This window comes from Moraxella sp. K02, assembly GCF_041154755.1.
In the GTDB taxonomy this organism is placed as follows: Bacteria; Pseudomonadota; Gammaproteobacteria; order Pseudomonadales; family Moraxellaceae; genus Faucicola.
In genome coordinates this window covers 1,677,809-1,698,267 of the sequence record NZ_AP031590.1, presented here as the reverse complement: position 1 = coordinate 1,698,267, position 20,459 = coordinate 1,677,809, and the positions used below count along the sequence as shown (strand labels likewise).

General features: G+C 44.4%; 15 protein-coding genes, 2 tRNA genes and 3 rRNA genes. 12 read left to right on the top strand and 8 right to left on the bottom strand.

All coding sequences use genetic code 11. The features are described 5' to 3' along the window. Positions 1 to 309: 309 nt before the first annotated feature. From ACAM39_RS07545 to upp, 6 genes are all read left to right on the top strand, one after another. Positions 310 to 1,841: ribosomal RNA gene (locus ACAM39_RS07545) — 16S ribosomal RNA — on the top strand. A gap of 163 nt (positions 1,842 to 2,004) precedes the next feature. Further along, positions 2,005 to 2,081, top strand: a tRNA-Ile gene (locus ACAM39_RS07540). Positions 2,082 to 2,166: 85 nt separating this feature from the next. Continuing rightward, positions 2,167 to 2,242, top strand: a tRNA-Ala gene (locus ACAM39_RS07535). Between the two features lie 300 nt (positions 2,243 to 2,542). Then, positions 2,543 to 5,670 (top strand): 23S ribosomal RNA (locus tag ACAM39_RS07530). A 98-nt stretch (positions 5,671 to 5,768) separates the two neighbouring features. Further along, positions 5,769 to 5,882: ribosomal RNA gene (gene rrf, locus ACAM39_RS07525) — 5S ribosomal RNA — on the top strand. The 16S, 23S and 5S rRNA genes sit together here with 2 tRNA genes alongside, the layout of an rRNA operon. Before the next feature lie 157 nt (positions 5,883 to 6,039). Then, positions 6,040 to 6,675: a uracil phosphoribosyltransferase gene (gene upp, locus ACAM39_RS07520; RefSeq protein WP_309576005.1), complete on the top strand. Its 636-nt coding sequence runs from the start codon at positions 6,040 to 6,042 to the stop codon at positions 6,673 to 6,675. A gap of 71 nt (positions 6,676 to 6,746) precedes the next feature. Here upp and ACAM39_RS07515 read toward each other — a convergent pair whose 3' ends face one another. From ACAM39_RS07515 to ACAM39_RS07495, 5 genes are all read right to left on the bottom strand, one after another. Then, entirely contained in the window at positions 6,747 to 8,399 is a 1,653-nt protein-coding gene (locus tag ACAM39_RS07515; RefSeq protein WP_369627211.1) for a vWA domain-containing protein, read from the bottom strand. Between the two features lie 113 nt (positions 8,400 to 8,512). Then, positions 8,513 to 8,725: a DUF2905 domain-containing protein gene (locus ACAM39_RS07510; RefSeq protein ID WP_036595099.1), complete on the bottom strand. Its 213-nt coding sequence runs from the start codon at positions 8,723 to 8,725 to the stop codon at positions 8,513 to 8,515. A 110-nt stretch (positions 8,726 to 8,835) separates the two neighbouring features. Beyond that, positions 8,836 to 9,972 (bottom strand): LPO_1073/Vpar_1526 family protein, encoded by a 1,137-nt coding sequence (locus tag ACAM39_RS07505; RefSeq protein ID WP_369627210.1) that lies wholly within the window; start codon positions 9,970 to 9,972, stop codon positions 8,836 to 8,838. Beyond that, positions 9,959 to 10,132, bottom strand: a complete 174-nt coding sequence (locus tag ACAM39_RS07500; protein ID WP_369627209.1) for a hypothetical protein — start codon at positions 10,130 to 10,132, stop codon at positions 9,959 to 9,961. The genes ACAM39_RS07505 and ACAM39_RS07500 overlap by 14 nt, the downstream gene beginning before the upstream one ends. 70 nt (positions 10,133 to 10,202) lie before the next feature. Then, the gene (locus ACAM39_RS07495) at positions 10,203 to 12,596 is read right to left on the bottom strand and encodes a YgiQ family radical SAM protein (RefSeq protein ID WP_369627208.1); all 2,394 of its coding nucleotides are present in this window, start codon (positions 12,594 to 12,596) and stop codon (positions 10,203 to 10,205) included. Positions 12,597 to 13,019: 423 nt separating this feature from the next. Here ACAM39_RS07495 and ACAM39_RS07490 point away from each other — a divergent pair, with 423 nt between their 5' ends. Further along, a complete protein-coding gene (locus ACAM39_RS07490) occupies positions 13,020 to 13,907 on the top strand; it encodes a threonine/serine exporter family protein (RefSeq protein ID WP_353479292.1) in 888 nt (295 codons plus the stop codon). Positions 13,908 to 13,955: 48 nt separating this feature from the next. Then, entirely contained in the window at positions 13,956 to 14,423 is a 468-nt protein-coding gene (locus ACAM39_RS07485; protein WP_369627207.1) for a threonine/serine exporter family protein, read from the top strand. A gap of 42 nt (positions 14,424 to 14,465) precedes the next feature. Here the strand turns inward: ACAM39_RS07485 and ACAM39_RS07480 are convergent, their stop codons facing one another. Next, the gene (locus ACAM39_RS07480; protein WP_007115873.1) at positions 14,466 to 14,933 is read right to left on the bottom strand and encodes an Lrp/AsnC family transcriptional regulator; all 468 of its coding nucleotides are present in this window, start codon (positions 14,931 to 14,933) and stop codon (positions 14,466 to 14,468) included. 174 nt (positions 14,934 to 15,107) lie between these two features. On the opposite strand from ACAM39_RS07480, the gene rarD reads away from it, so the two are divergent. Both rarD and ACAM39_RS07470 read left to right on the top strand, forming a co-directional pair. Then, positions 15,108 to 16,085, top strand: a complete 978-nt coding sequence (gene rarD / locus ACAM39_RS07475) for an EamA family transporter RarD (protein ID WP_369627206.1) — start codon at positions 15,108 to 15,110, stop codon at positions 16,083 to 16,085. Between the two features lie 100 nt (positions 16,086 to 16,185). Beyond that, positions 16,186 to 16,764 (top strand): BLUF domain-containing protein, encoded by a 579-nt coding sequence (locus ACAM39_RS07470; RefSeq protein WP_369627205.1) that lies wholly within the window; start codon positions 16,186 to 16,188, stop codon positions 16,762 to 16,764. A 58-nt stretch (positions 16,765 to 16,822) separates the two neighbouring features. Here ACAM39_RS07470 and ACAM39_RS07465 read toward each other — a convergent pair whose 3' ends face one another. Together ACAM39_RS07465 and ACAM39_RS07460 are read right to left on the bottom strand one after the other, a co-directional pair. Beyond that, entirely contained in the window at positions 16,823 to 17,389 is a 567-nt protein-coding gene (locus tag ACAM39_RS07465; protein ID WP_369627204.1) for a DNA-3-methyladenine glycosylase I, read from the bottom strand. Positions 17,390 to 17,510: 121 nt separating this feature from the next. Next, entirely contained in the window at positions 17,511 to 17,636 is a 126-nt protein-coding gene (locus ACAM39_RS07460; protein WP_369627203.1) for a hypothetical protein, read from the bottom strand. A gap of 211 nt (positions 17,637 to 17,847) precedes the next feature. On the opposite strand from ACAM39_RS07460, the gene ACAM39_RS07455 reads away from it, so the two are divergent. Beyond that, positions 17,848 to 19,143, top strand: a complete 1,296-nt coding sequence (locus ACAM39_RS07455) for an McrB family protein (RefSeq protein WP_369627202.1) — start codon at positions 17,848 to 17,850, stop codon at positions 19,141 to 19,143. Further along, entirely contained in the window at positions 19,140 to 20,378 is a 1,239-nt protein-coding gene (locus ACAM39_RS07450) for a 5-methylcytosine restriction system specificity protein McrC (RefSeq protein ID WP_369627201.1), read from the top strand. Before ACAM39_RS07455 ends, ACAM39_RS07450 begins: the two co-directional genes overlap by 4 nt. Positions 20,379 to 20,459 lie beyond the last annotated feature (81 nt).

Below are 20,459 nucleotides of genomic sequence, written 5' to 3'. Positions count from 1 at the left end.
AAATTAATATAGATATAAGTTGAGCGGTCATAAAAAATTAAAGAAAAAAGTTATTGACAACACAAAATAAGCTGTTAAAATAGCGACCTTCTTAACGACATCAGCCGATGATGTTGTGAACTAAATAACAACAAACACAAGAACAACTTGTGTGGATTTTCACTTTGGCGCGAAATATTAAGATTTAATTATTTTGTTGTCTGAGTAGAAGATACTCGTAAGTTTATTTGAGCAAAGACAGTATAAATAATTGAGTCAACAAATTAAATCTATTGACACCGCGTAGCGGTGACAACAGATAGAAAGATTAAACTGAAGAGTTTGATCATGGCTCAGATTGAACGCTGGCGGCAGGCTTAACACATGCAAGTCGAACGATGAAACTCTAGCTTGCTAGAGATGATTAGTGGCGGACGGGTGAGTAACATTTAGGAATCTGCCTAGTAGTGGGGGATAGCTCGGGGAAACTCGAATTAATACCGCATACGACCTACGGGTGAAAGGGGGCGCAAGCTCTTGCTATTAGATGAGCCTAAATCAGATTAGCTAGTTGGTGGGGTAAAGGCCCACCAAGGCGACGATCTGTAACTGGTCTGAGAGGATGATCAGTCACACCGGAACTGAGACACGGTCCGGACTCCTACGGGAGGCAGCAGTGGGGAATATTGGACAATGGGGGCAACCCTGATCCAGCCATGCCGCGTGTGTGAAGAAGGCCTTTTGGTTGTAAAGCACTTTAAGCAGGGAGGAGAGGCTAATGGTTAATACCCATTAGATTAGACGTTACCTGCAGAATAAGCACCGGCTAACTCTGTGCCAGCAGCCGCGGTAATACAGAGGGTGCGAGCGTTAATCGGAATTACTGGGCGTAAAGCGAGTGTAGGTGGCTCATTAAGTCACATGTGAAATCCCCGGGCTTAACCTGGGAACTGCATGTGATACTGGTGGTGCTAGAATATGTGAGAGGGAAGTAGAATTCCAGGTGTAGCGGTGAAATGCGTAGAGATCTGGAGGAATACCGATGGCGAAGGCAGCTTCCTGGCATAATATTGACACTGAGATTCGAAAGCGTGGGTAGCAAACAGGATTAGATACCCTGGTAGTCCACGCCGTAAACGATGTCTACTAGCCGTTGGGGTCCTTGAGACTTTAGTGGCGCAGTTAACGCGATAAGTAGACCGCCTGGGGAGTACGGCCGCAAGGTTAAAACTCAAATGAATTGACGGGGGCCCGCACAAGCGGTGGAGCATGTGGTTTAATTCGATGCAACGCGAAGAACCTTACCTGGTCTTGACATAGTGAGAATCTCTCAGAGATGAGAGAGTGCCTTCGGGAACTCACATACAGGTGCTGCATGGCTGTCGTCAGCTCGTGTCGTGAGATGTTGGGTTAAGTCCCGCAACGAGCGCAACCCTTTTCCTTATTTGCCAGCGGGTTAAGCCGGGAACTTTAAGGATACTGCCAGTGACAAACTGGAGGAAGGCGGGGACGACGTCAAGTCATCATGGCCCTTACGACCAGGGCTACACACGTGCTACAATGGTAGGTACAGAGGGTTGCTACACAGCGATGTGATGCTAATCTCAAAAAGCCTATCGTAGTCCGGATTGGAGTCTGCAACTCGACTCCATGAAGTCGGAATCGCTAGTAATCGCGGATCAGAATGCCGCGGTGAATACGTTCCCGGGCCTTGTACACACCGCCCGTCACACCATGGGAGTCTATTGCACCAGAAGTAGGTAGCCTAACGAAAGAGGGCGCTTACCACGGTGTGGTCGATGACTGGGGTGAAGTCGTAACAAGGTAGCCGTAGGGGAACCTGCGGCTGGATCACCTCCTTAACTAAAGCACTAAGTGAGAATTCACAGCAAGTTGTTCTTGTGTATAAATAAGCTAATAATCGTTAATCTACAGCAGCGCAAATAGCAAGGCTAAGACTAAAATCCTTAGCAAAGGATTTTAGCTCGAACCTAAAATTGCGATGCAATTTTTTAACGGTTCTCGGGGTCTATAGCTCAGTTGGTTAGAGCACTGCCTTGATAAGGCAGGGGTCATAAGTTCAAGTCTTATTAGACCCACCATTTAACCAGAGGTTAAATGCTTTAGAATTTACTTGGTAAATTCTCTTGCACTCGGGCAAAGCGATGCTTTGCTGATCCTTGCTCAGGGGCCATAGCTCAGTTGGTAGAGCGCCTGCCTTGCACGCAGGAGGTCAGGAGTTCGACTCTCCTTGGCTCCACCATAATTAGCTTAACGTAATAAAGCAGACAGAGTAATTTAGTAAGTGTATTAAGAGATTACTTCAATCTGTTTTATCAGAAATCACGACCTGACGAGGGTCTGATAATTCAATAACAACATAGAGAAATGAGTCTGGGTTAATTATCAAGTTCCAACGAAGATAATTAACCTTAGTAATCAGCCAATCAGACCCAAAGAAATGATTGGAACAACTGATTACTTAAAAGTAAAGAGAACTGAATCAAGCGTAAACATAGGTGAAGATCGTTACCATTACCTATACGACCCTTTAGGGTTGTATAGTCAAGTAATGAAGTGCACATGGTGGATGCCTTGGCAGTCAGAGGCGATGAAAGACGTGACAGCCTGCGAAAAGCGTCGGGGAGGCGGCAATATCCTGTGATCCGGCGATATCTGAATGGGGAAACCCACTTGTCATAAGACAGGTATCGTAAATTTATTTACGAGGCAAACCGGGAGAAGTGAAACATCTCAGTAACCCGAGGAAAAGACATCAATAGAGATTCCCCTAGTAGCGGCGAGCGAACGGGGAGGAGCCGACGAGTTTTAGTGTAGAAGAAAGGTTTGGAAAGGCCTACTGTAAAGGGTGATAGTCCCGTATTCGAAACACTTTAATGAGCATATTAAGTAGGGCGGAACACGAGAAATTCTGTCTGAAGATGGGGGGACCATCCTCCAAGGCTAAATACTCCTGACTGACCGATAGTGAACCAGTACCGTGAGGGAAAGGCGAAAAGAACCCCTGTGAGGGGAGTGAAATAGAACCTGAAACCGTGTGCATACAAGCAGTCGGAGCCCCGCTACTTAATTATTTTGGAATGATAATGTTCTACGTATATATACTCAAAGGTGAAGATGGTTCGCATTATTGTGGATACACATCAGACCTAAGACAACGATTTGCCGCCCATAACAGTGGTGAAAACAAATCGACCAGTTACCAGCAATGGCAACTACTATACTATGAAGCATATCAAACAAAACAATTAGCAATGAGAAGAGAGCAAACGCTCAAACATCATGGCAAAGTTTACCAGTCCTTAATCAAGCGACTGGCAGAATAATTAAGTAGCGGGGTGACGGCGTACCTTTTGTATAATGGGTCAGCGACTTATATTCTGTAGCAAGGTTAACCGAATAGGGGAGCCGTAGGGAAACCGAGTCTTAATAGGGCGTCTAGTTGCAGGGTATAGACCCGAAACCGAGTGATCTATCCATGAGCAGGTTGAAAGTGACGTAACAGTTACCGGAGGACCGAACCCACTGTCGTTGAAAAGCCAGGGGATGACTTGTGGATAGGGGTGAAAGGCTAATCAAACTCGGTGATAGCTGGTTCTCCCCGAAAGCTATTTAGGTAGCGCCTCGGACGAACACCATTGGGGGTAGAGCACTGTTTCGGCTAGGGGGTCATCTCGACTTACCAAACCGATGCAAACTCCGAATACCGATGAGTGATATCCGGGAGACAGACGGCGGGTGCTAACGTCCGTCGTCAAGAGGGAAACAACCCAGACCGCCAGCTAAGGCCCCAAATTCCTAGTTAAGTGGGAAACGATGTGGGAAGGCACAGACAGCTAGGAGGTTGGCTTAGAAGCAGCCATCCTTTAAAGAAAGCGTAATAGCTCACTAGTCGAGTCGGCCTGCGCGGAAGATGTAACGGGGCTCAAACTAGGAGCCGAAGCTGCGGATTTAATTGTTTCAATTAAGTGGTAGGGGAGCATTGTGTAAGCCTGTGAAGGTGTGTTGTAAAGCATGCTGGAGGTATCACAAGAGCGAATGCTGACGTGAGTAACGACAATGCGAGTGAAAAGCTCGCACGCCGGAAGACCAAGGGTTCCAGTCCAACGTTAATCGGGGCTGGGTGAGTCGACCCCTAAGGCGAGGCCGAAAGGCGTAGTCGATGGGAAATCGGTTAATATTCCGATACTTGTTTATGATGCGATGGAGGGACGGAGAAGGTTATGCCAGCTTGGCGATGGTTGTCCAAGTGGAAGGATGTAGTTAGACTTAGTAGGCAAATCCGCTAGGTTATTAATGAGATCTGATAGCAAGCTGTACTTGTACAGCGAAGTGGCAAATACCCTGCTTCCAGGAAAAGCTTCTAAGCGATAGTCATAAAGAAATCGTACCCTAAACCGACACAGGTGGTCAGGTAGAGAATACCAAGGCGCTTGAGAGAACTCTGCTGAAGGAACTAGGCAAAATGGTACCGTAACTTCGGGAGAAGGTACGCTGCCGATGGTGAGTAGACATGCTCTACAAAGCTATTGGCAGTCGCAGATACCAGGCCGCTGCAACTGTTTATTAAAAACACAGCACTCTGCAAACACGAAAGTGGACGTATAGGGTGTGATGCCTGCCCGGTGCTGGAAGGTTAATTGATGGGGTTAGCGTAAGCGAAGCTCTTGATCGAAGCCCCAGTAAACGGCGGCCGTAACTATAACGGTCCTAAGGTAGCGAAATTCCTTGTCGGGTAAGTTCCGACCTGCACGAATGGCATAATGATGGCGGCGCTGTCTCCAGCAGAGACTCAGTGAAATCGAAATCGCAGTGAAGATGCTGTGTACCCGCGGCTAGACGGAAAGACCCCGTGAACCTTTACTACAGCTTTACATTGAACTTTGACCTTACCTGTGTAGGATAGGTGGGAGGCTTTGAAGCAGGCACGCCAGTGTCTGTGGAGCCATCCTTGAAATACCACCCTGGTAATGTTGGGGTTCTAACTCAAGCTTAACAGAGCTGAGGACAATGTATGGTGGGTAGTTTGACTGGGGCGGTCTCCTCCTAAAGAGTAACGGAGGAGTACGAAGGTGCGCTCAGAACGGTCGGAAATCGTTCGAAGAGTATAAAGGCAAAAGCGCGCTTAACTGCGAGACCCACAAGTCGAGCAGATACGAAAGTAGGTCTTAGTGATCCGGTGGTTCTGTATGGAAGGGCCATCGCTCAACGGATAAAAGGTACTCTGGGGATAACAGGCTGATACCGCCCAAGAGTTCATATCGACGGCGGTGTTTGGCACCTCGATGTCGGCTCATCTCATCCTGGGGCTGAAGCAGGTCCCAAGGGTATGGCTGTTCGCCATTTAAAGAGGTACGCGAGCTGGGTTTAGAACGTCGTGAGACAGTTCGGTCCCTATCTACCGTGGGCGTTGGAAATTTGAGAGGATCTGCTCCTAGTACGAGAGGACCAGAGTGGACGAACCTCTGGTGTTTCGGTTGTGACGCCAGTCGCATTGCCGAGTAGCTATGTTCGGATGGGATAACCGCTGAAAGCATCTAAGCGGGAAGCCCACCTTAAGATTAGATTTCCCTAAAGAGCCGTTGTAGACTACGACGTTGATAGGTTGGGTGTGGAAGCACAGCGATGTGTGTAGCTAACCAATACTAATTGCTCGTTTGGCTTGACTATACAACGCCTAAATGGCTTTGTAGGTAATAACGATTATCACCTCGCTTGATATAGCTGATACTTTACTTTTAAATTAACTCATTCCTCTATCCCCCTTTGCTGACGATAATAGCTTGGAGGTCCCACCTGATCCCTTCCCGAACTCAGAAGTGAAACTCCAATGCGCCAATGGTAGTGTGGTTCGCCCATGTGAGAGTAGGTCATCGTCAGCTCCCTATACCAACACCCCCTTACTATCAGTAAGGGGGTGTTTTTTGTATCCCTGAAAGACTCAGAGAAAAACTCAGAATAGAAAATTAATGTTTTTATCGCAGACTTTGGGTAAAATAGGCGAAAATTTTTGGTGTGAAATTTAAAGTGAGTGTTACCATGCAAATTACCATTATTGACCATCCCTTAGTTAAGCATAAATTATCCTTGATGCGCGAGGCAGATAGTAGCACTTATAAATTTCGTACCTTGACTAAAGAGCTTGCCCGTTTGATGGCGTATGAAGCAAGCCGTGATTTTCCCATAGAAACCATCAGCATTCAGGGCTGGGAAGGCAACCAAATTGAAGGCATTCAAATCAAAGGTAAAACCGTCACTGTCGTACCCATTTTGCGCGCAGGTTTAGGAATGCTTGATGGGGTTTTAGACCTTATTCCCACGGCAAAAATCTCGATGGTTGGATTGCAACGTGATGAGGATACCCTTGAGCCCGTGCCTTTTTTTGAAAAGTTGGTCAAAGATATTAATGAGCGTCCTGCGTTGATTTTAGATCCTATGCTTGCCACGGGCGGTAGTATGGTAGCAACGATTGATATGATGAAAAAACACGGTTGTAAAAATATTAAAGCCTTGGTATTAGTGGCAACGCCTGAAGGGGTAAAAGCGGTAAATGATGCCCATCCTGATGTGAAGATTTTTACCGCAGCACTTGATAGTCATCTCAATGAACAGGGCTATATTATTCCAGGGCTTGGGGATGCAGGGGATAAAATTTTTGGCACAAAACAGCACTGATGGGCAAAACAGTAAAGCAGTAAAAAAGCTAGATGATTTATCTAGCTTTTTTATTGACAGTTGTATAGTGACTATTTTTTGGTCGATTGTAAGCTATCGGCTAAGTCGATAAGCTTGATAAACTCGCGGCGAATACCTTGTGGGTCGTTGCCGATATTGGCTTGGGCGAGTCGCTTGCTGTCATTTAGTTGCCAATTACCGAGGTATTTGCTTTGCTTGAGGGTTTCACCAAAACTTGCCACACTTAGCGCAAATGCCAGCTCGCTGCTCGGCTGTTGGGTCTGATTGCTAATTGGCAGGGTCAAAAGCGTTGATGTGTTGCTATTTGGGGCTTTATAGCGCAGTTTTAAAAACCCCAGCTCAGTATTTTTGCCGGTGTGATTGATAGGGTAAGCTTGGTAGCGGCTATCGTCTAGCCAACCTTGCTGCCCGACAGGGGTAATTTCAAACAGCGCAACCACAGATTTGCCTGCACCTAGCTCACCTGCGTCTACTTTATCGTTGTTAAAATCTTCTTTTTCAAGGACACGATTTTCATAACCAATTAAGCGCCATTCTTTAACCGTCTGGGGATTGAATTCCACTTGGACTTTGACGTCTTTTGCTACGGTATTAAAGGTTGCTGACATTTCGTCTACCAAGGCTTTTTTGGCCTCAGACAGGCTGTCAATGTAGCTATAATTACCGTTGCCGTTATCCGCGACTTGTTCCATCATGTGGTCGTTTAAGTTGCCTTCACCAAAGCCAAACGTGGAAAGTGACACACCGCTGTCACGCTCACGGCGGATAATATCTAACATTTCATCGACGTCCGATACACCGACATTAAAATCCCCGTCGGTCATCATCAAAATGCGGTTGATGCCGTCTTTTTTATAGTGGATTTTTGCTTGTTGATAAGCCAGCTTTATCGCTGCTTCGCCGTTGGTCGAGCCACTGGCGTCTAGGCTATCAATCGCGGCTAATATTTTATCGGTATCACTGCCTTTTGTGGCAGGAAGCGTCACTTGGGTACGACCAGCATAGGTCACGATACTGATGGTATCTTGCGACCTCAATTGCTTGGTGAGCATTTTTAGCGAAGATTTGACCAGTGGTAATTTGTCGTTGTCTGACATCGAGCCTGACACATCCACCAAAAATACCAAGTTGGCAGGCGGTAAGGTGCTTTGTTTGTTGACGGTAGGGTCATCCGCTTTGATAGCCACTTTGATGATACGATTGGCGGTACGCCACGGTGCGGCAACTGTTTCGGTGCTTACCAAAAAAGGGGCGTTGGCAAGGCGCTTGGCTTGTGAAAAGTCATAGTTAAAATAGTTAATAAGCTCTTCAATACGCACCGCATCAGTAGGCGGTAATTGTCCGTCGCTCAGAAAACGGCGCACATTGGCGTAGCTGCCCGTGTCGGTATCGATACTAAAGGTGGCAACGGCATCGGTGGCGGTTTGGTGAATAGGGTTGACTGCAAGGTGCTGATATTTTTCGCTATTATCCTGTTGTCTCGGCATCGGTATCGGCATGATGGGCGAGTAGCGTGCCATCTTGCTCATTGCTGCCGCTTCCATCATCATGGCAGGTGCCGCAACTACGGGCGTTGGGTGCGAAATAACAGGTGTGGCAGGGCTGGTATCACGGCTATTTGACGGTGAGGGGCTACACGCCGTCAATAAACTTTGGGCGATGATGAGGCTCAGTAGTGTTGGCTTAAAAATGTCGCGCTGCATGACTAACTCCTTTTCAATCGTGACTGGCATAATCACAGGTTACGACATTTTTTGATGAAGAAGGCAGTTTTTTGCGATAAAACCCGCTAGACAGGGCTGTGGTTAGCGCGGTGTCAGCGGTTAAATAGGTTAAGAATAATAGTGAGAATGATACTCACGATAATCATGGTGACGATGGGGAAGTGAAAACTAAAGCCGCCGCCTTCTGAGCGATAATTAACGTCTCCCGGCATACGTCCAAACCAGCTAAAGGCATTGGGGAAAAACAGATAAATCAAGCCAATGATAAGAAATAAAATCCCTATTGCAATAAAAATTTTTGCCATGATTAAAGCCTTTTTTGTTTTTATAATGGTTTGTATTTTATAGGCTTTTAAAATTTGAATTAGCAATTTTTAGTTGTAGGGCTGTAATAAAATAGTAAAAAACAAAAGGTTTAAAAATCGAAGTTGGGTAAAGAAGGCTCACAACGTTTTGCATTAGCAGCAGCAATTACTCTCCCGACTGAAGTTAACTGAAAATTAAATGGTAAATTATCAATCCATTTAGATATCATAAGCAATTCAGCGTAGGATTCAAAAATAACATTAAATTTATTTTTAATTTCCATTGTTAGAGTTGAATCAATTTTATAACTATCATATATTTCATATAATACATTTTTTTGATTTTGGCTAAGTTGAATTCTTTTGGGTGGATTTAAACTATTATAAATATTATAAGTAATTCCATTAGTGAGATGAATTTCTTCAATCATGTTACGAGAACTAACATCTAATCTTACATAATCATTTAGAAATTTATTATCTACTAAGATATTTAAAGGTATCTTATTTTTAATTAATTTTTCTTTAGCTTTAATCAAATCTTCTGAATTTTTGCTTATACCTATAGCCATTAGACCGTTTAACGATTCGAAAATAGTATCACGAATGTTAGTTGGCTTGCTAAAAGGAATTAAGCGAATGACACTTAAAATATCTAATTGGTCAAGCCAGTCTTGACCTTCGGGTAATTTATCATAAACTATTTTTTTGGATAAATTATTCAGGATGTTTAAGCTAGTTTCAACTGAACTGGAATTTACTACAATATTTGAATAAACAAAGTATGCTGTTAGTCCTAATAAAGCTTCATCAGAAATTTCATCTATAATCTCTACAGCTCTATTTATTCCTGTTCTAATAAGTTTATTTTGACCTCGTTGGAATCTATCAAACATTAGTTCGGATAATAATTCAAAATCAAATTCCCTTTCAGATGCAGCAGCAGTTCTTTGAGCTTCTAATAATAGAACTTGGAAACTTGGATCAGCAAATGCAGTTAAAGCATCTTCAACCTTTGTCATTTTTTCTATTAAAAGATTTTCAAAATTATTTATCCTTTTAGTGGCGGTTCTAGTAGCTTCATCTGAGAAATCTTTGATAGCTAAGTTCAATTTTTCATCGAATATTTCTCTAGCTCTTTTTTCATCAATGCCAATTGTAAGGTTGGATATCTGTAGTTGGTTAGAATTATTCCCTGCTTTTTGGCTTTGGGAATCAGAATTAGAAAAAGGATTACTTAGCATCATAATCCCTACCAACTTGAGTCTGCGTAGAGTTATCACCCGCAGATTGATTTTGGTTTATAGTATTTTTAATACCAATTCTATAACCAACTGCACCGCCTGCAACTAGACCGAATACTAAAGTAATTAAAGAAGTACCTAAACCATCAAAAAACCATTCCATACATTTCTCTATAAAAATTAGTTATTTTGTATAACGTATAGTCATTTATAATTTATTCAAGACTTTCTAATTATTTACTTTTCCTCGGTGGTAAGCCAGTATGCTGAGTCTGGAAGTTACCTTTTTTCGGCTGTTTTTGGTTTGACGGTTTTTTACCAAAACTGCTTGGTGTGGGTTTCTTGCCAGATTTTTGAGCCGTGTTATCCTTAGCACTACGCTTGACCGAATCACCGCCGGCAGAACTATTTTTCTTACGGGCTGATTGATAAACATCTTCGCCCTCAAGTTTAGCATTGTATGGCGGTATCAAACATTGGCTACCATGCCCAATCAAATCCTCACGCCCCAAGTCTTTGAGCGATTGACGCAGCAGTGCCCAATTTTTGGGGTCGTGATAGCGTAGATAGGCTTTGTGGAGTTTACGCTGTTTGCCTGATTTGACGATTTCCACCCCTTCGCTGTCACGGGTGACTTTATGCAGCGGGTCTTTGGCAGTATGGTACATGGTAGTAGCAGTTGCCATTGGGCTTGGGTAAAAGGCTTGGACTTGGTCGGCACGAAAGCCATTGCGCTTGAGCCAAATCGCCAAGCTCATCATGTCGGTGTCGCTGGTGCCAGGGTGCGCGGCGATAAAATATGGAATTAAATATTGCTCTTTACCTGCTTCACGGCTGTATTTGTCGAACATCTGCTTGAAAGTATCATACGTACCCATACCCGGTTTCATCATTTTGGAGAGTACATTGGTTTCGGAATGTTCGGGGGCGATTTTGAGATAACCGCCGACATGGTGGGTGACCAATTCTTTGACATATTCGGGGTCTTTAACCGCCAAATCATAACGTAAGCCTGACGCAATCAAGATTTTTTTCACCCCTTTGATATCACGAGCTTTACGATACAGTTGGGTGAGATGACTGTGGTCGGTGAGTAAGTTGTCGCAGATATCGGGATACACGCAGGAAGGTTTGCGGCAGTTTTTCTCAATAGCATCGTCTTTGCAATGCAGACGGTACATGTTGGCAGTCGGTCCGCCAAGGTCAGAAATTACCCCAGTAAATGATGGCTCGGTGTCGCGGATTTTTTTGATTTCGCCCAAGATAGACTCTTCTGAGCGGTTTTGGATAATGCGTCCTTCATGTTCGGTAATCGAGCAGAAGGTACAGCCGCCAAAACAGCCGCGCATGATATTGACTGATAATTTAATCATGTCGTAGGCAGGAATTCTTGCGTTGCCGTAGCTAGGGTGGGGCAAACGGGCATAGGGCAAATCAAAGATATAATCCATCTCTTCCATAGTAAGTGGAATAGGCGGCGGATTGAGCCATACATCAATGTCGCCATGTCGCTGCACCAAGGCGCGGGCGTTATGCGGATTGGTTTCTAGGTGCAAAATACGGTTGGCATGGGCGTAAAGTACCGGGTCGGATTTGACTTGCTCAAAGTCGGGCAAGCGAATCACGGTTTTGTCACGGGGCGGCAACGGGCGTTTGTGTTTTAAGGCGTTTTTATTGGGGTCTTTGAGGTTAACCACTTGGATGTCTTGGCTTTCAGCGACTTTATCAGCATTGAGCACTTTGTGCTCGACTTTATCCGCCACAAACCCTTTGTATTGACTCTCAAGGGTTTTTTCTTGTTCGATGTGACAGTCGCCCACATCTTCCATCATCACATATGGATTGATAATCGGGTCAACGCGCCCAACAGTGTCGACGTCGTTACTGGCGATTTCTATCATATCGGCTTGCCAGTGTTTTTTGGTTTGTGTCGACAGATACGCGGTGCCACGCACTTTGGCAAGGTCTTCAAAACGGTAACCTTTGGCAAGTGCGTGTACAACATCGACAATCGCGCGCTCGGCATTGCCATACAGCAAAATATCAGCGCGGCTATCCATCAAAATGCTACGGCGCACTTTGTCTGACCAATAATCATAATGGGCGATACGGCGCAGCGAGCCTTCAATCCCGCCCAAAATAATGGGCACATCGGGATAGGCTTCACGGCAGCGCTGGCTATATACCACAGCCGCACGGTCGGGGCGTTTGTCGGGGGCATTGTCTGGCGAGTAGGCATCGTCACTGCGAATGCGTCTATCGGCGGTGTAGCGGTTAATCATGCTGTCCATATTGCCTGCGGTGACGCCCCAGGCAATGGTCGGTTTGCCAAGGGTCATAAAAGCGTCTTTGCTCGTCCAGTCAGGCTGGGCGATGATACCGACGCGAAAGCCTTGCGACTCTAACAGTCTGCCGATGATTGCCATACCAAAGCTTGGGTGATCGACGTAGGCATCGCCTGAGACGATAATGACATCACAGGCATCCCAACCAAGGGCATCCATTTCGGCTCGGCTCATCGGCAAAAATGGCGCAGGCTCAAAGCAGCTTGCCCAGTGTTTGTCATAGTCAAATAGGGCTTTGGTACCTTGTTTAAAGGCTTTGTTGGCAATAGTTTCGGCGGACATAGGCTTGGATATTAAATAGAATGAATATGGCTCATTTTATCATGAATCAATTTTGCGATGGGGGTTTATAGGGCGAAATAACAAAAAAACCTGATTAAATTAGTCGGGTTTAATTAAAGGGTAAAGCGATTCCATATTTTTGTAAAAATTAACGGAAAAAATGATTATCAAATGGCTAGATGGTGATTAAAATGGAGGGTAATGGAAAGTATTGAATATCGCCCTACTATTTAAACCAAAATAAACCAATCGCAGCTTTTTAAATAGATAGAAGCTTGTTAAACAACGGGTAGTTTTCAACTTTTTGTTCATTTTTCATCAACTTTTTAATCAACCTTTTAATCAATAAAGCCATACTGATTCGCTCTGATTTTATGCTAGTTTAATGCTAAAATGAGATATCAAGGTTGTTAAAATGATGCTATGACCGATACCTTTGCTGATGCCCTAGAAGCGCTTGATCCGCTAACACCTGAGCCTGCCAAGCTTTCGCCGCCGACAGAGCCGAAGCCTAGACGGCGGTTGCCGTATATGGCGTATGAACACCAGCAGCAAATCACCCGTCTGTGTGTGCGCTGTGGGCTGCTACTCATGCAATATGGGGCAGAGTCGGCAACGGTAACAGATTTGTGCCGCCGATTGGGGACAGCGCTGGGGGTGGCTAGCGTGGAGTGTGGGATTGCCTATAATGGCTTGACCATCACCACAATTTATAATAACCGCTGTATTACCACCTTGCGCGCGTCAACCACCCATGCCATCAATGCCAGTATCATTGTGCAAATTCAGCGAATCGTACTGGATTTGGAAAGTATGCCGGTGACGAGTACCCTAGAGCATGCGACCTACCGATTTGATGAGATTGATCGGGACACTTATCCTGCCAAGATGGTCGCACCGATGGTCGGTGTGGCGTGTGCTTGCTTTGCGTATTTGGCAGGGGGCGATATACTGGTGTGTTTGGTGACTTTTATTGCGAGCATGATGGGGTATTCGCTGCGGCTATGGCTGAGTAACCGCAACTTTAACCCCTTTATATCCGCGCTCATAGCGGCGTGTTTTGGCTCCATCTTCGCCAGTACCGCGCTGTTATTGGGGATTGGTAACGACCCGCATATTGCTATGGCGTCGAGTGTGCTTTGGTTGGTTCCTAGTTTTCCTTTGATAAACTCGTTGTCGGATATGCTCAAGGGTTATATGAACATCGGTATCGGGCGCTTTATGTTTGTGATTATCTTGACGTTATCGAGCTGTATCGGCATTGTGTTGTCATTGCTACTACTAAATATCAGTCATTGGGGCGTGGGTTGATGAAAGCGTTTGATAAAATTCTATTGCCAATATTGGGTAGGGTGAAAAATGGCGATTGATGCGATTGCCTTGATACGCGCAGCAACTTTTGCTTGCTTGATGACGCTTGGCTGGACACTGCTGGTCAATGTGCCGCGCCGCTATATTTGGCAATGCTTATTGTTGACGGTGCTGGGTTACGGACTTAGAGAACTCTTAAAACAACTGTCAGTCAATTTGATACTAGCGACGTTTGTGGCAGCGGGTATGTCATCCTTTGTGGCAATTTATTTGGCAAAAAAATATTTACTTACCCCAAAGATGATTTTGGTGCCTGCCATGCTGTGTATGATGCCGGGGATTACTGCGTACAAAGCCATGATTAGCTTTGTACAGCTAGGCTATTATGGCTACAATCCACAAGTATTCACCCAAATGATGGATTTTAGCTTCAATGCGATATTTGTGACCGCTGCGTTGGTGTTTGGCATCTCGTTGCCGACGTCATTTTGGTATCGCACCAAGCCTATTGTTTGAGCCCATTGTTTGAGCCCATCATCTGATGGCGCAGTAATCTAACTAATCTAACTGGATTTTCGTGCCTACCTTGGAAAAATTCATCACAAATTGACTTTTAAAGCGTCGGACATTGTTTTCATAAGTTAAATTATCACGGGTAAAACGGTGATATTCCGCCATATTTTTGGCGTGTACCAATAGCAAAAAATCATAATCCCCTGAGATTTCATAACAACTCATGACGTTGGGCAATCGGCTCATCAAGCGCTCAAAGCCATGCTGCAGCGCGGTATTTTGTTTTTCCATTTCAATCAGCACAAACGCGCTTAAATCAAAGCCCAATTCGGTGGGGTTGACAATCACCACTTGGCGAGTAATCACCCCGGTCTCTGTCATCATTTGGATACGGCGCTGACAGGTCGCTACCGATGCATGCACTTTTTCGGCGATGTTCTTGAGCGGTAGCGTCGCATCTTCTTGCAACAAGTTTAAAATACGTTTATCGATATCATCGATTTCATGAATCATAGCCATGTCCTTCTAAAAATATACAATAAGACAAATTGAGAAAAATATAGCAAATTTATCTTATATTAATGTTAATTTATCATAAATAGGGGGATTTTGAAATAATTTATCAAAGATAATTGTTATACTGCTTGGCAATTTAACCGCAAAAGCAAAAATATAACGAGGTCAATTATGTCAGTCTCCAGCGTTTTATCACCATCGTCTATCGTTGTCCAGCCCAAGGCAACAACTTCTCAGCCCGCTACCGCTGCCAAAAAGTTGCGTTTTGGGGTGGTGTTGGCATTGATTTCTAATGTGTTGTTTGGCGTGCTGTATCTGTATAGTCACTGGCTTGCACCTTTGTCAGGCACGCAAGTTTTTTTGTGGCGCATGGTGGCGATGTGGTTTGGGTTGGTGGGATTGTTGGCGATGACGCAAAGTTTTGGGCAACTCAAAACATTTTTGATGGGATTAAACAAACAACAATGGGTTTTATTGCTGTTACCGACACCGATTTTGGCAAGTCAGCTGTGGCTGTTTATGTGGGCGCCTATCAATGGACAGGCGGTCAATACCGCAATGGGGTATTTTTTGTTTCCCTTGATGATGGTACTGATGGGCTGTGTGGTGTTTAAAGAAACCTTAAATCGATTGCAGTGGGCGGCGATTATCGTTGCGGCAGCAGGGGTGGGATTGCAATTTTGGCTCGCGGGGAGTGTATCGTGGGCGACTGCATGGGTGTGTTTGACGTATCCGATTTATTATGGACTGCGCCGCTGGCAAGGGGTGCCTGCGCTGATGGGGCTGTTCGTTGATTTGTCAGTGATTGCACCGATTGCCCTGGGTTTTTTATTATGGCAAAACACGAGTGTATCGATAGTCACGGGGTCAATGACAATAGGGCTGTTAGTGATTGGGCTGGGCATGATTAGTGCGCTTGCTATGCAGACCAATCTCAAAGCCAGTCAGGTGTTGCCGATGAATACCTTTGGTATGCTTAGTTATCTTGAACCTGCGCTGATGTTTTTATTGTCCATTTTTGTGCTGCATGAAGCTGTTAATGGTACCATGATTGCCAGTTTTGCTTTAATTTGGGTAGGGGTGTTGCTGATGATTGTAAATGCAATACGAGCGTCCAAAAATAACCACTCAACCGCTATTTGTGACTAGGTAAGCTAATATTGTTGATTTAATGGATGGATAAGTATGTAAGAAATTGTTAAAATTGCGCTGAGCAAAAATTGTACAACGATAAAGACTGAGGTGCTGCTTGGGGCAAATTCACTATCTAACTTATGTGAGCCGCATAACATTGAAAGCTGGCGTAACCCCTAGAACGCTGTCTGATATTATGGCAGTGGCACAGCGTGAGAACCTTGCCCATCAAATTACCGGTTGTTTGTGCTTTGGTAATGGCTATTTTTTTCAGTACATTGAAGGCGAAAAATCAGCGATTGAGCAATTATTTGGTAACATTCAGCGTGATGGGCGCAACCGCGATGTCACGCTCAAATCTAAAGGGGTCATCGAACAACGGCTGTTTCAAGATTGGCAAATGTTGATGGTCAATATCAATAACCCAGAAACGCATGAAGATATTATCAATGCGTTTCTACCCCTATTGTCAGCTGGGTCAAAAGCGGTAGCGGCTGATAAGTTTGTTGAGGTCATGCGGTCACAATATCATCGCCGTAGCTTGGTGGATTTTCAAAGTTATTCTCTCAAAAATGTCAGTCATTATGGGGTCAATCTGCGGGGATTGCTCAAAGTGCATCAGCATTTTTTATTGGTTCAAAGCATTCTACTGGTATTGATTTTGATTAGTTTTAGCCTATTTTGGGGTCTGTAGTATCGAGAAATCTGTAGCATCGAAGAGTATGTTATCCGCTATTGACTATTAAACCCGCTTAGCGAAAATCACACGCCGCTACATGGTCATTCACCATACCGACTGCTTGCATAAACGCATAGCAAATCGTCGAGCCCACAAATTTAAATCCGTCTTTTTTGAGCTGTTTTGACATGTTATCTGAATATTCAGTGTTGGTGGGGATATCAGCAAAGGTTTTTGGGTGGTTATCCTGTGGTATTTTTGCCAAGCCGCTGGGCGACAAGTTCCAAAGATAATCACTAAAAGCTTGCGTCTGGGTGATTTTTAGATAGCATTTGGCATTGTTGATGATGGCTTTGATTTTACCGCGGTGGCGAATAATCCCCGCATCGGTCATGAGGCTATCGACCATGTCATCATCAAACTGCGCGATAATTGCAGGGTCAAAATCAGCAAATACTTGGTAATAACGCTCGCGTTTTTTGAGTATGGTAATCCAGCTGAGTCCCGCTTGCATACCTTCTAAACACAGCATGGCAAATAGATGATGGTCATCATAACTGGGCTTTCCCCATTCATTGTCGTGGTAAGCTTGATAAAGTGGGTCCGTGCCGCACCATTCACAGCGGTTATAGGCTTTCATCCTAGGTCTCATGGTATTGAAAGGTTTATTATAACCGCCTTGGGCAAAAAAAACGCCAGCATTTGCCAGCGTTTTTTAGGTATCAATTTCTAGTCTGTTTTCTAATCTATGTTTTAATCCATCAAATCGATATTTTTGGTTTCTTTAATTGAGAAGTACCAATCATGGATGCCACGGCGACCTTTTTTGGGTCATTGCGTAGCGCAATATTGTGATGATCAGGGTGCGCGGTTGCAGCCGTCGTCATGAAGTCATCCCTCCTTAGATAATAAAAGTTTAAGTGAAAATTAAGATACATAAAATATTGGAATGAATTATAAATCATAATTTGTCATCAACTTGATAAAAATAATTAAGGTGATGCAAAAATTTGGTTATTAATCACTCATTTGATAAATTTCGTCAGCTTATCCATAATAAGTCATCACAAAATACACATTAAAAATTAAGAAGTAACCATGATTCGTGAGCCAGTAAAAAATATTATCTATACGGGCGTAGCAGGGACAGGTAAGACCTATCAACTGCAACAAATCGCCAAACAATATACCGAGATATTGCCAGTAGCCAATGCAGATGATTTGCTAAAAGCTTTGCTTAAGCCACTAAGTTGGCGAGAGGTGATTTGTTTAGTATTTTTAGATGAAAGAAAAAAGGGAAAGTCATTACTTAAAGTTGCTGAAATTACTAACAACTTATTCTTTGTTACTAAGCTAAAAATTAACCAACGCGAAAAGGCAATTGCTAATACGGCATGGTCAACGCTACAGCAATTTAGTCCTGCAGATTCCAAAAATGTATTGGTAAAAAATAAATCTAGCCAATCGTATTTTGATAAAGACGATAGTAGTAATTGGTTTTTATTAGCAGACAGTTTGCCGTTATTAGCAGACTTGCAAAACAAGCTTGATGATTACCAAGCGGCGATTGACAGCCAGTCTCAGCCCAACTATTTACAGCCAAAGCTAGAACGCTTTAGTTTTGTCAGTTTTCATCAAGCGTATGGGTATGAAGAATTTGTCGAAGGGATTCGTCCCTACATCGCGGACAATGGGCAGATGAGCTACCGCGTTGAGTCAGGGGCATTTCTTAGACTGTGTCAACAAGCCAAACATGACCCTAGTCACCGTTATGCCATGTTGATTGATGAAATCAACCGCGCCAATGTCGCCCGCGTGTTTGGGGAGTTGATGAGTTTGATTGAACCGAGTAAACGTGCAGGACAGACAGATAGCCTGTCGGTGAATTTGGCGTATTCGCGTCAGCCGTTTAGTGTGCCTAGCAATGTCGATATCTACGCCACCATGAACAGCCAAGATCATTCATTGTCGCCGCTCGATATGGCATTTCGCCGCCGTTTTGAATTTATTGAATGTCAACCACAGCCACAGTTATTGGGTAAAGTCATGGCAAATGGGGCTGAGATTGATTTAGCCAAATTGTTGACCGCATTGAATGAAAGAATCTCGCAAAATTTGGCAAAAGACAGCCAGTTAGGGCATAGTTTTTTGTGGGGTATTGATTCGCTGCACGCGTTAAGCGCTGCGTTTAGCCAATCCATCATCCCGCAAGTGGCACAAGCCTGCCAGCACCATGGACAAATCTTGCAAGCAATCTTTGGGCAAACCTTTATTAGGCTGATTGATAACAAAAAAGCAACTGGATTTATGGCGCAGCAAGCGGGGTTTGACATCTATACCCAGGCGCTTGATGACCCAAATAGCTATCTTGCAATCTATCAAAGCGCCCAATGAAAGCCATCATCACGTTTGAACATAGTTACTTGACCACGGCAGATTTTGACGATGGGCAGGATTTTGACTGGCTTATCGAGCAGAATTTTGACGTGTTTCGCATTGAGCGTAAACAGCAGCGGTGGCAACTCAAAGTGCGCCACTATATCGGTGTGATTGGGTTGCCCAGTGGCGGGCAAGTGGAGATTTTGCCAAAACTTGCACAAGCCCACATTACCCATGCTGATGAAGTTACCCAAACCCGTCAATGGGTGCAACAGATGCTGACAGCGGTGTGGCAAGCCTTATTGCCCAAGTCGTTAGCCAATCTAGCCAATCAACTACTCATCAATCCTCCAGCCACCAATCCTCCATCAATCAATCATTCACTGTCGCTTAGCGAGTGGCTGCAAGCGTATTTTTGGCAGGGATTTGCGCAGTATGTCCCCAATCAGCAATATCAGCAATTTGAGCAAAATCAGCCCTATCTGCAGGGTAAATTGCTGGTCAAAGAGCAATTGCAGCATAACTGCCACCAGCCGCATAAGTTTTATCATCAGACTGAAAATTTTGTGATGGATACCGCTGGCAATCGCTTGGTGAAAACCACCATCGAGCGGGTGATTGGCAGCATGACTAGCAGCCCATTGTCGAGCCCATTACTGCCGCAGTGGCAGGCAGTGGGTACCGTTGCCAAAGACTTATACGACACCTTATTTTATCAAGCGCTGCAAGAATTGACCGCGTTGCCCAGTCTGACTGCCGAGCGTAATTATACTTTTATCAGCTTTTGTTATGCGCTGCTGACGCTACAACAAGCGAGTAGCCAAGGGCAGTTTTTGACCCCAACTTGGCTGGTGAATATGCCATTTGCCTTTGAAAAATGGGTCGGCAGAAAAATCCAACAACAATTTACAGCGCAGAATTTTGAACTGGTTGAGCAAAAAAGACAGCCATTGACCGTGCAGCAAGGGTTAACCATCAAACCCGATATTTGGCTAAAGTCTGCCGATAAACTCATTATCGCTGATGTAAAATGGAAAAAAACGGCTACTTTCAACGACATAAGCTTGGCAGATATGTACCAACTACTTGCGTACGCCAGTGAATTTGATGCCGATGAAGCTTGGCTGATTGTTCCAACGCTAAGCGCGCAATTGAAGGCACAGCCGATTGAATTTTGCCAACCCAAAAAAACCCGATTTTATCTGATGCCTTTTGCGGTGAGGCAAGGGTGTTTAAACCTTTTTCATTAAAATTATTCAAAAAAAAGCTAATTTGTTTTATTTTATCAATGAGAAAGGTGAGAATTAACAACTTTTCTAGCCGCCAAAACT

Coding starts and splice junctions, on each gene's coding strand:
- upp (WP_309576005.1), top strand. CDS start 6,040: ATGCAAATTACCATTATTGACCATCCCTTAGTTAAGCATAAATTATCC.
- ACAM39_RS07515 (WP_369627211.1), bottom strand. CDS start 8,399: ATGCAGCGCGACATTTTTAAGCCAACACTACTGAGCCTCATCATCGCC.
- ACAM39_RS07510 (WP_036595099.1), bottom strand. CDS start 8,725: ATGGCAAAAATTTTTATTGCAATAGGGATTTTATTTCTTATCATTGGC.
- ACAM39_RS07505 (WP_369627210.1), bottom strand. CDS start 9,972: ATGATGCTAAGTAATCCTTTTTCTAATTCTGATTCCCAAAGCCAAAAA.
- ACAM39_RS07500 (WP_369627209.1), bottom strand. CDS start 10,132: ATGGAATGGTTTTTTGATGGTTTAGGTACTTCTTTAATTACTTTAGTA.
- ACAM39_RS07495 (WP_369627208.1), bottom strand. CDS start 12,596: ATGTCCGCCGAAACTATTGCCAACAAAGCCTTTAAACAAGGTACCAAA.
- ACAM39_RS07490 (WP_353479292.1), top strand. CDS start 13,020: ATGACCGATACCTTTGCTGATGCCCTAGAAGCGCTTGATCCGCTAACA.
- ACAM39_RS07485 (WP_369627207.1), top strand. CDS start 13,956: ATGGCGATTGATGCGATTGCCTTGATACGCGCAGCAACTTTTGCTTGC.
- ACAM39_RS07480 (WP_007115873.1), bottom strand. CDS start 14,933: ATGATTCATGAAATCGATGATATCGATAAACGTATTTTAAACTTGTTG.
- rarD (WP_369627206.1), top strand. CDS start 15,108: ATGTCAGTCTCCAGCGTTTTATCACCATCGTCTATCGTTGTCCAGCCC.
- ACAM39_RS07465 (WP_369627204.1), bottom strand. CDS start 17,389: ATGAAAGCCTATAACCGCTGTGAATGGTGCGGCACGGACCCACTTTAT.
- ACAM39_RS07460 (WP_369627203.1), bottom strand. CDS start 17,636: ATGACGACGGCTGCAACCGCGCACCCTGATCATCACAATATTGCGCTA.
- ACAM39_RS07455 (WP_369627202.1), top strand. CDS start 17,848: ATGATTCGTGAGCCAGTAAAAAATATTATCTATACGGGCGTAGCAGGG.
- ACAM39_RS07450 (WP_369627201.1), top strand. CDS start 19,140: ATGAAAGCCATCATCACGTTTGAACATAGTTACTTGACCACGGCAGAT.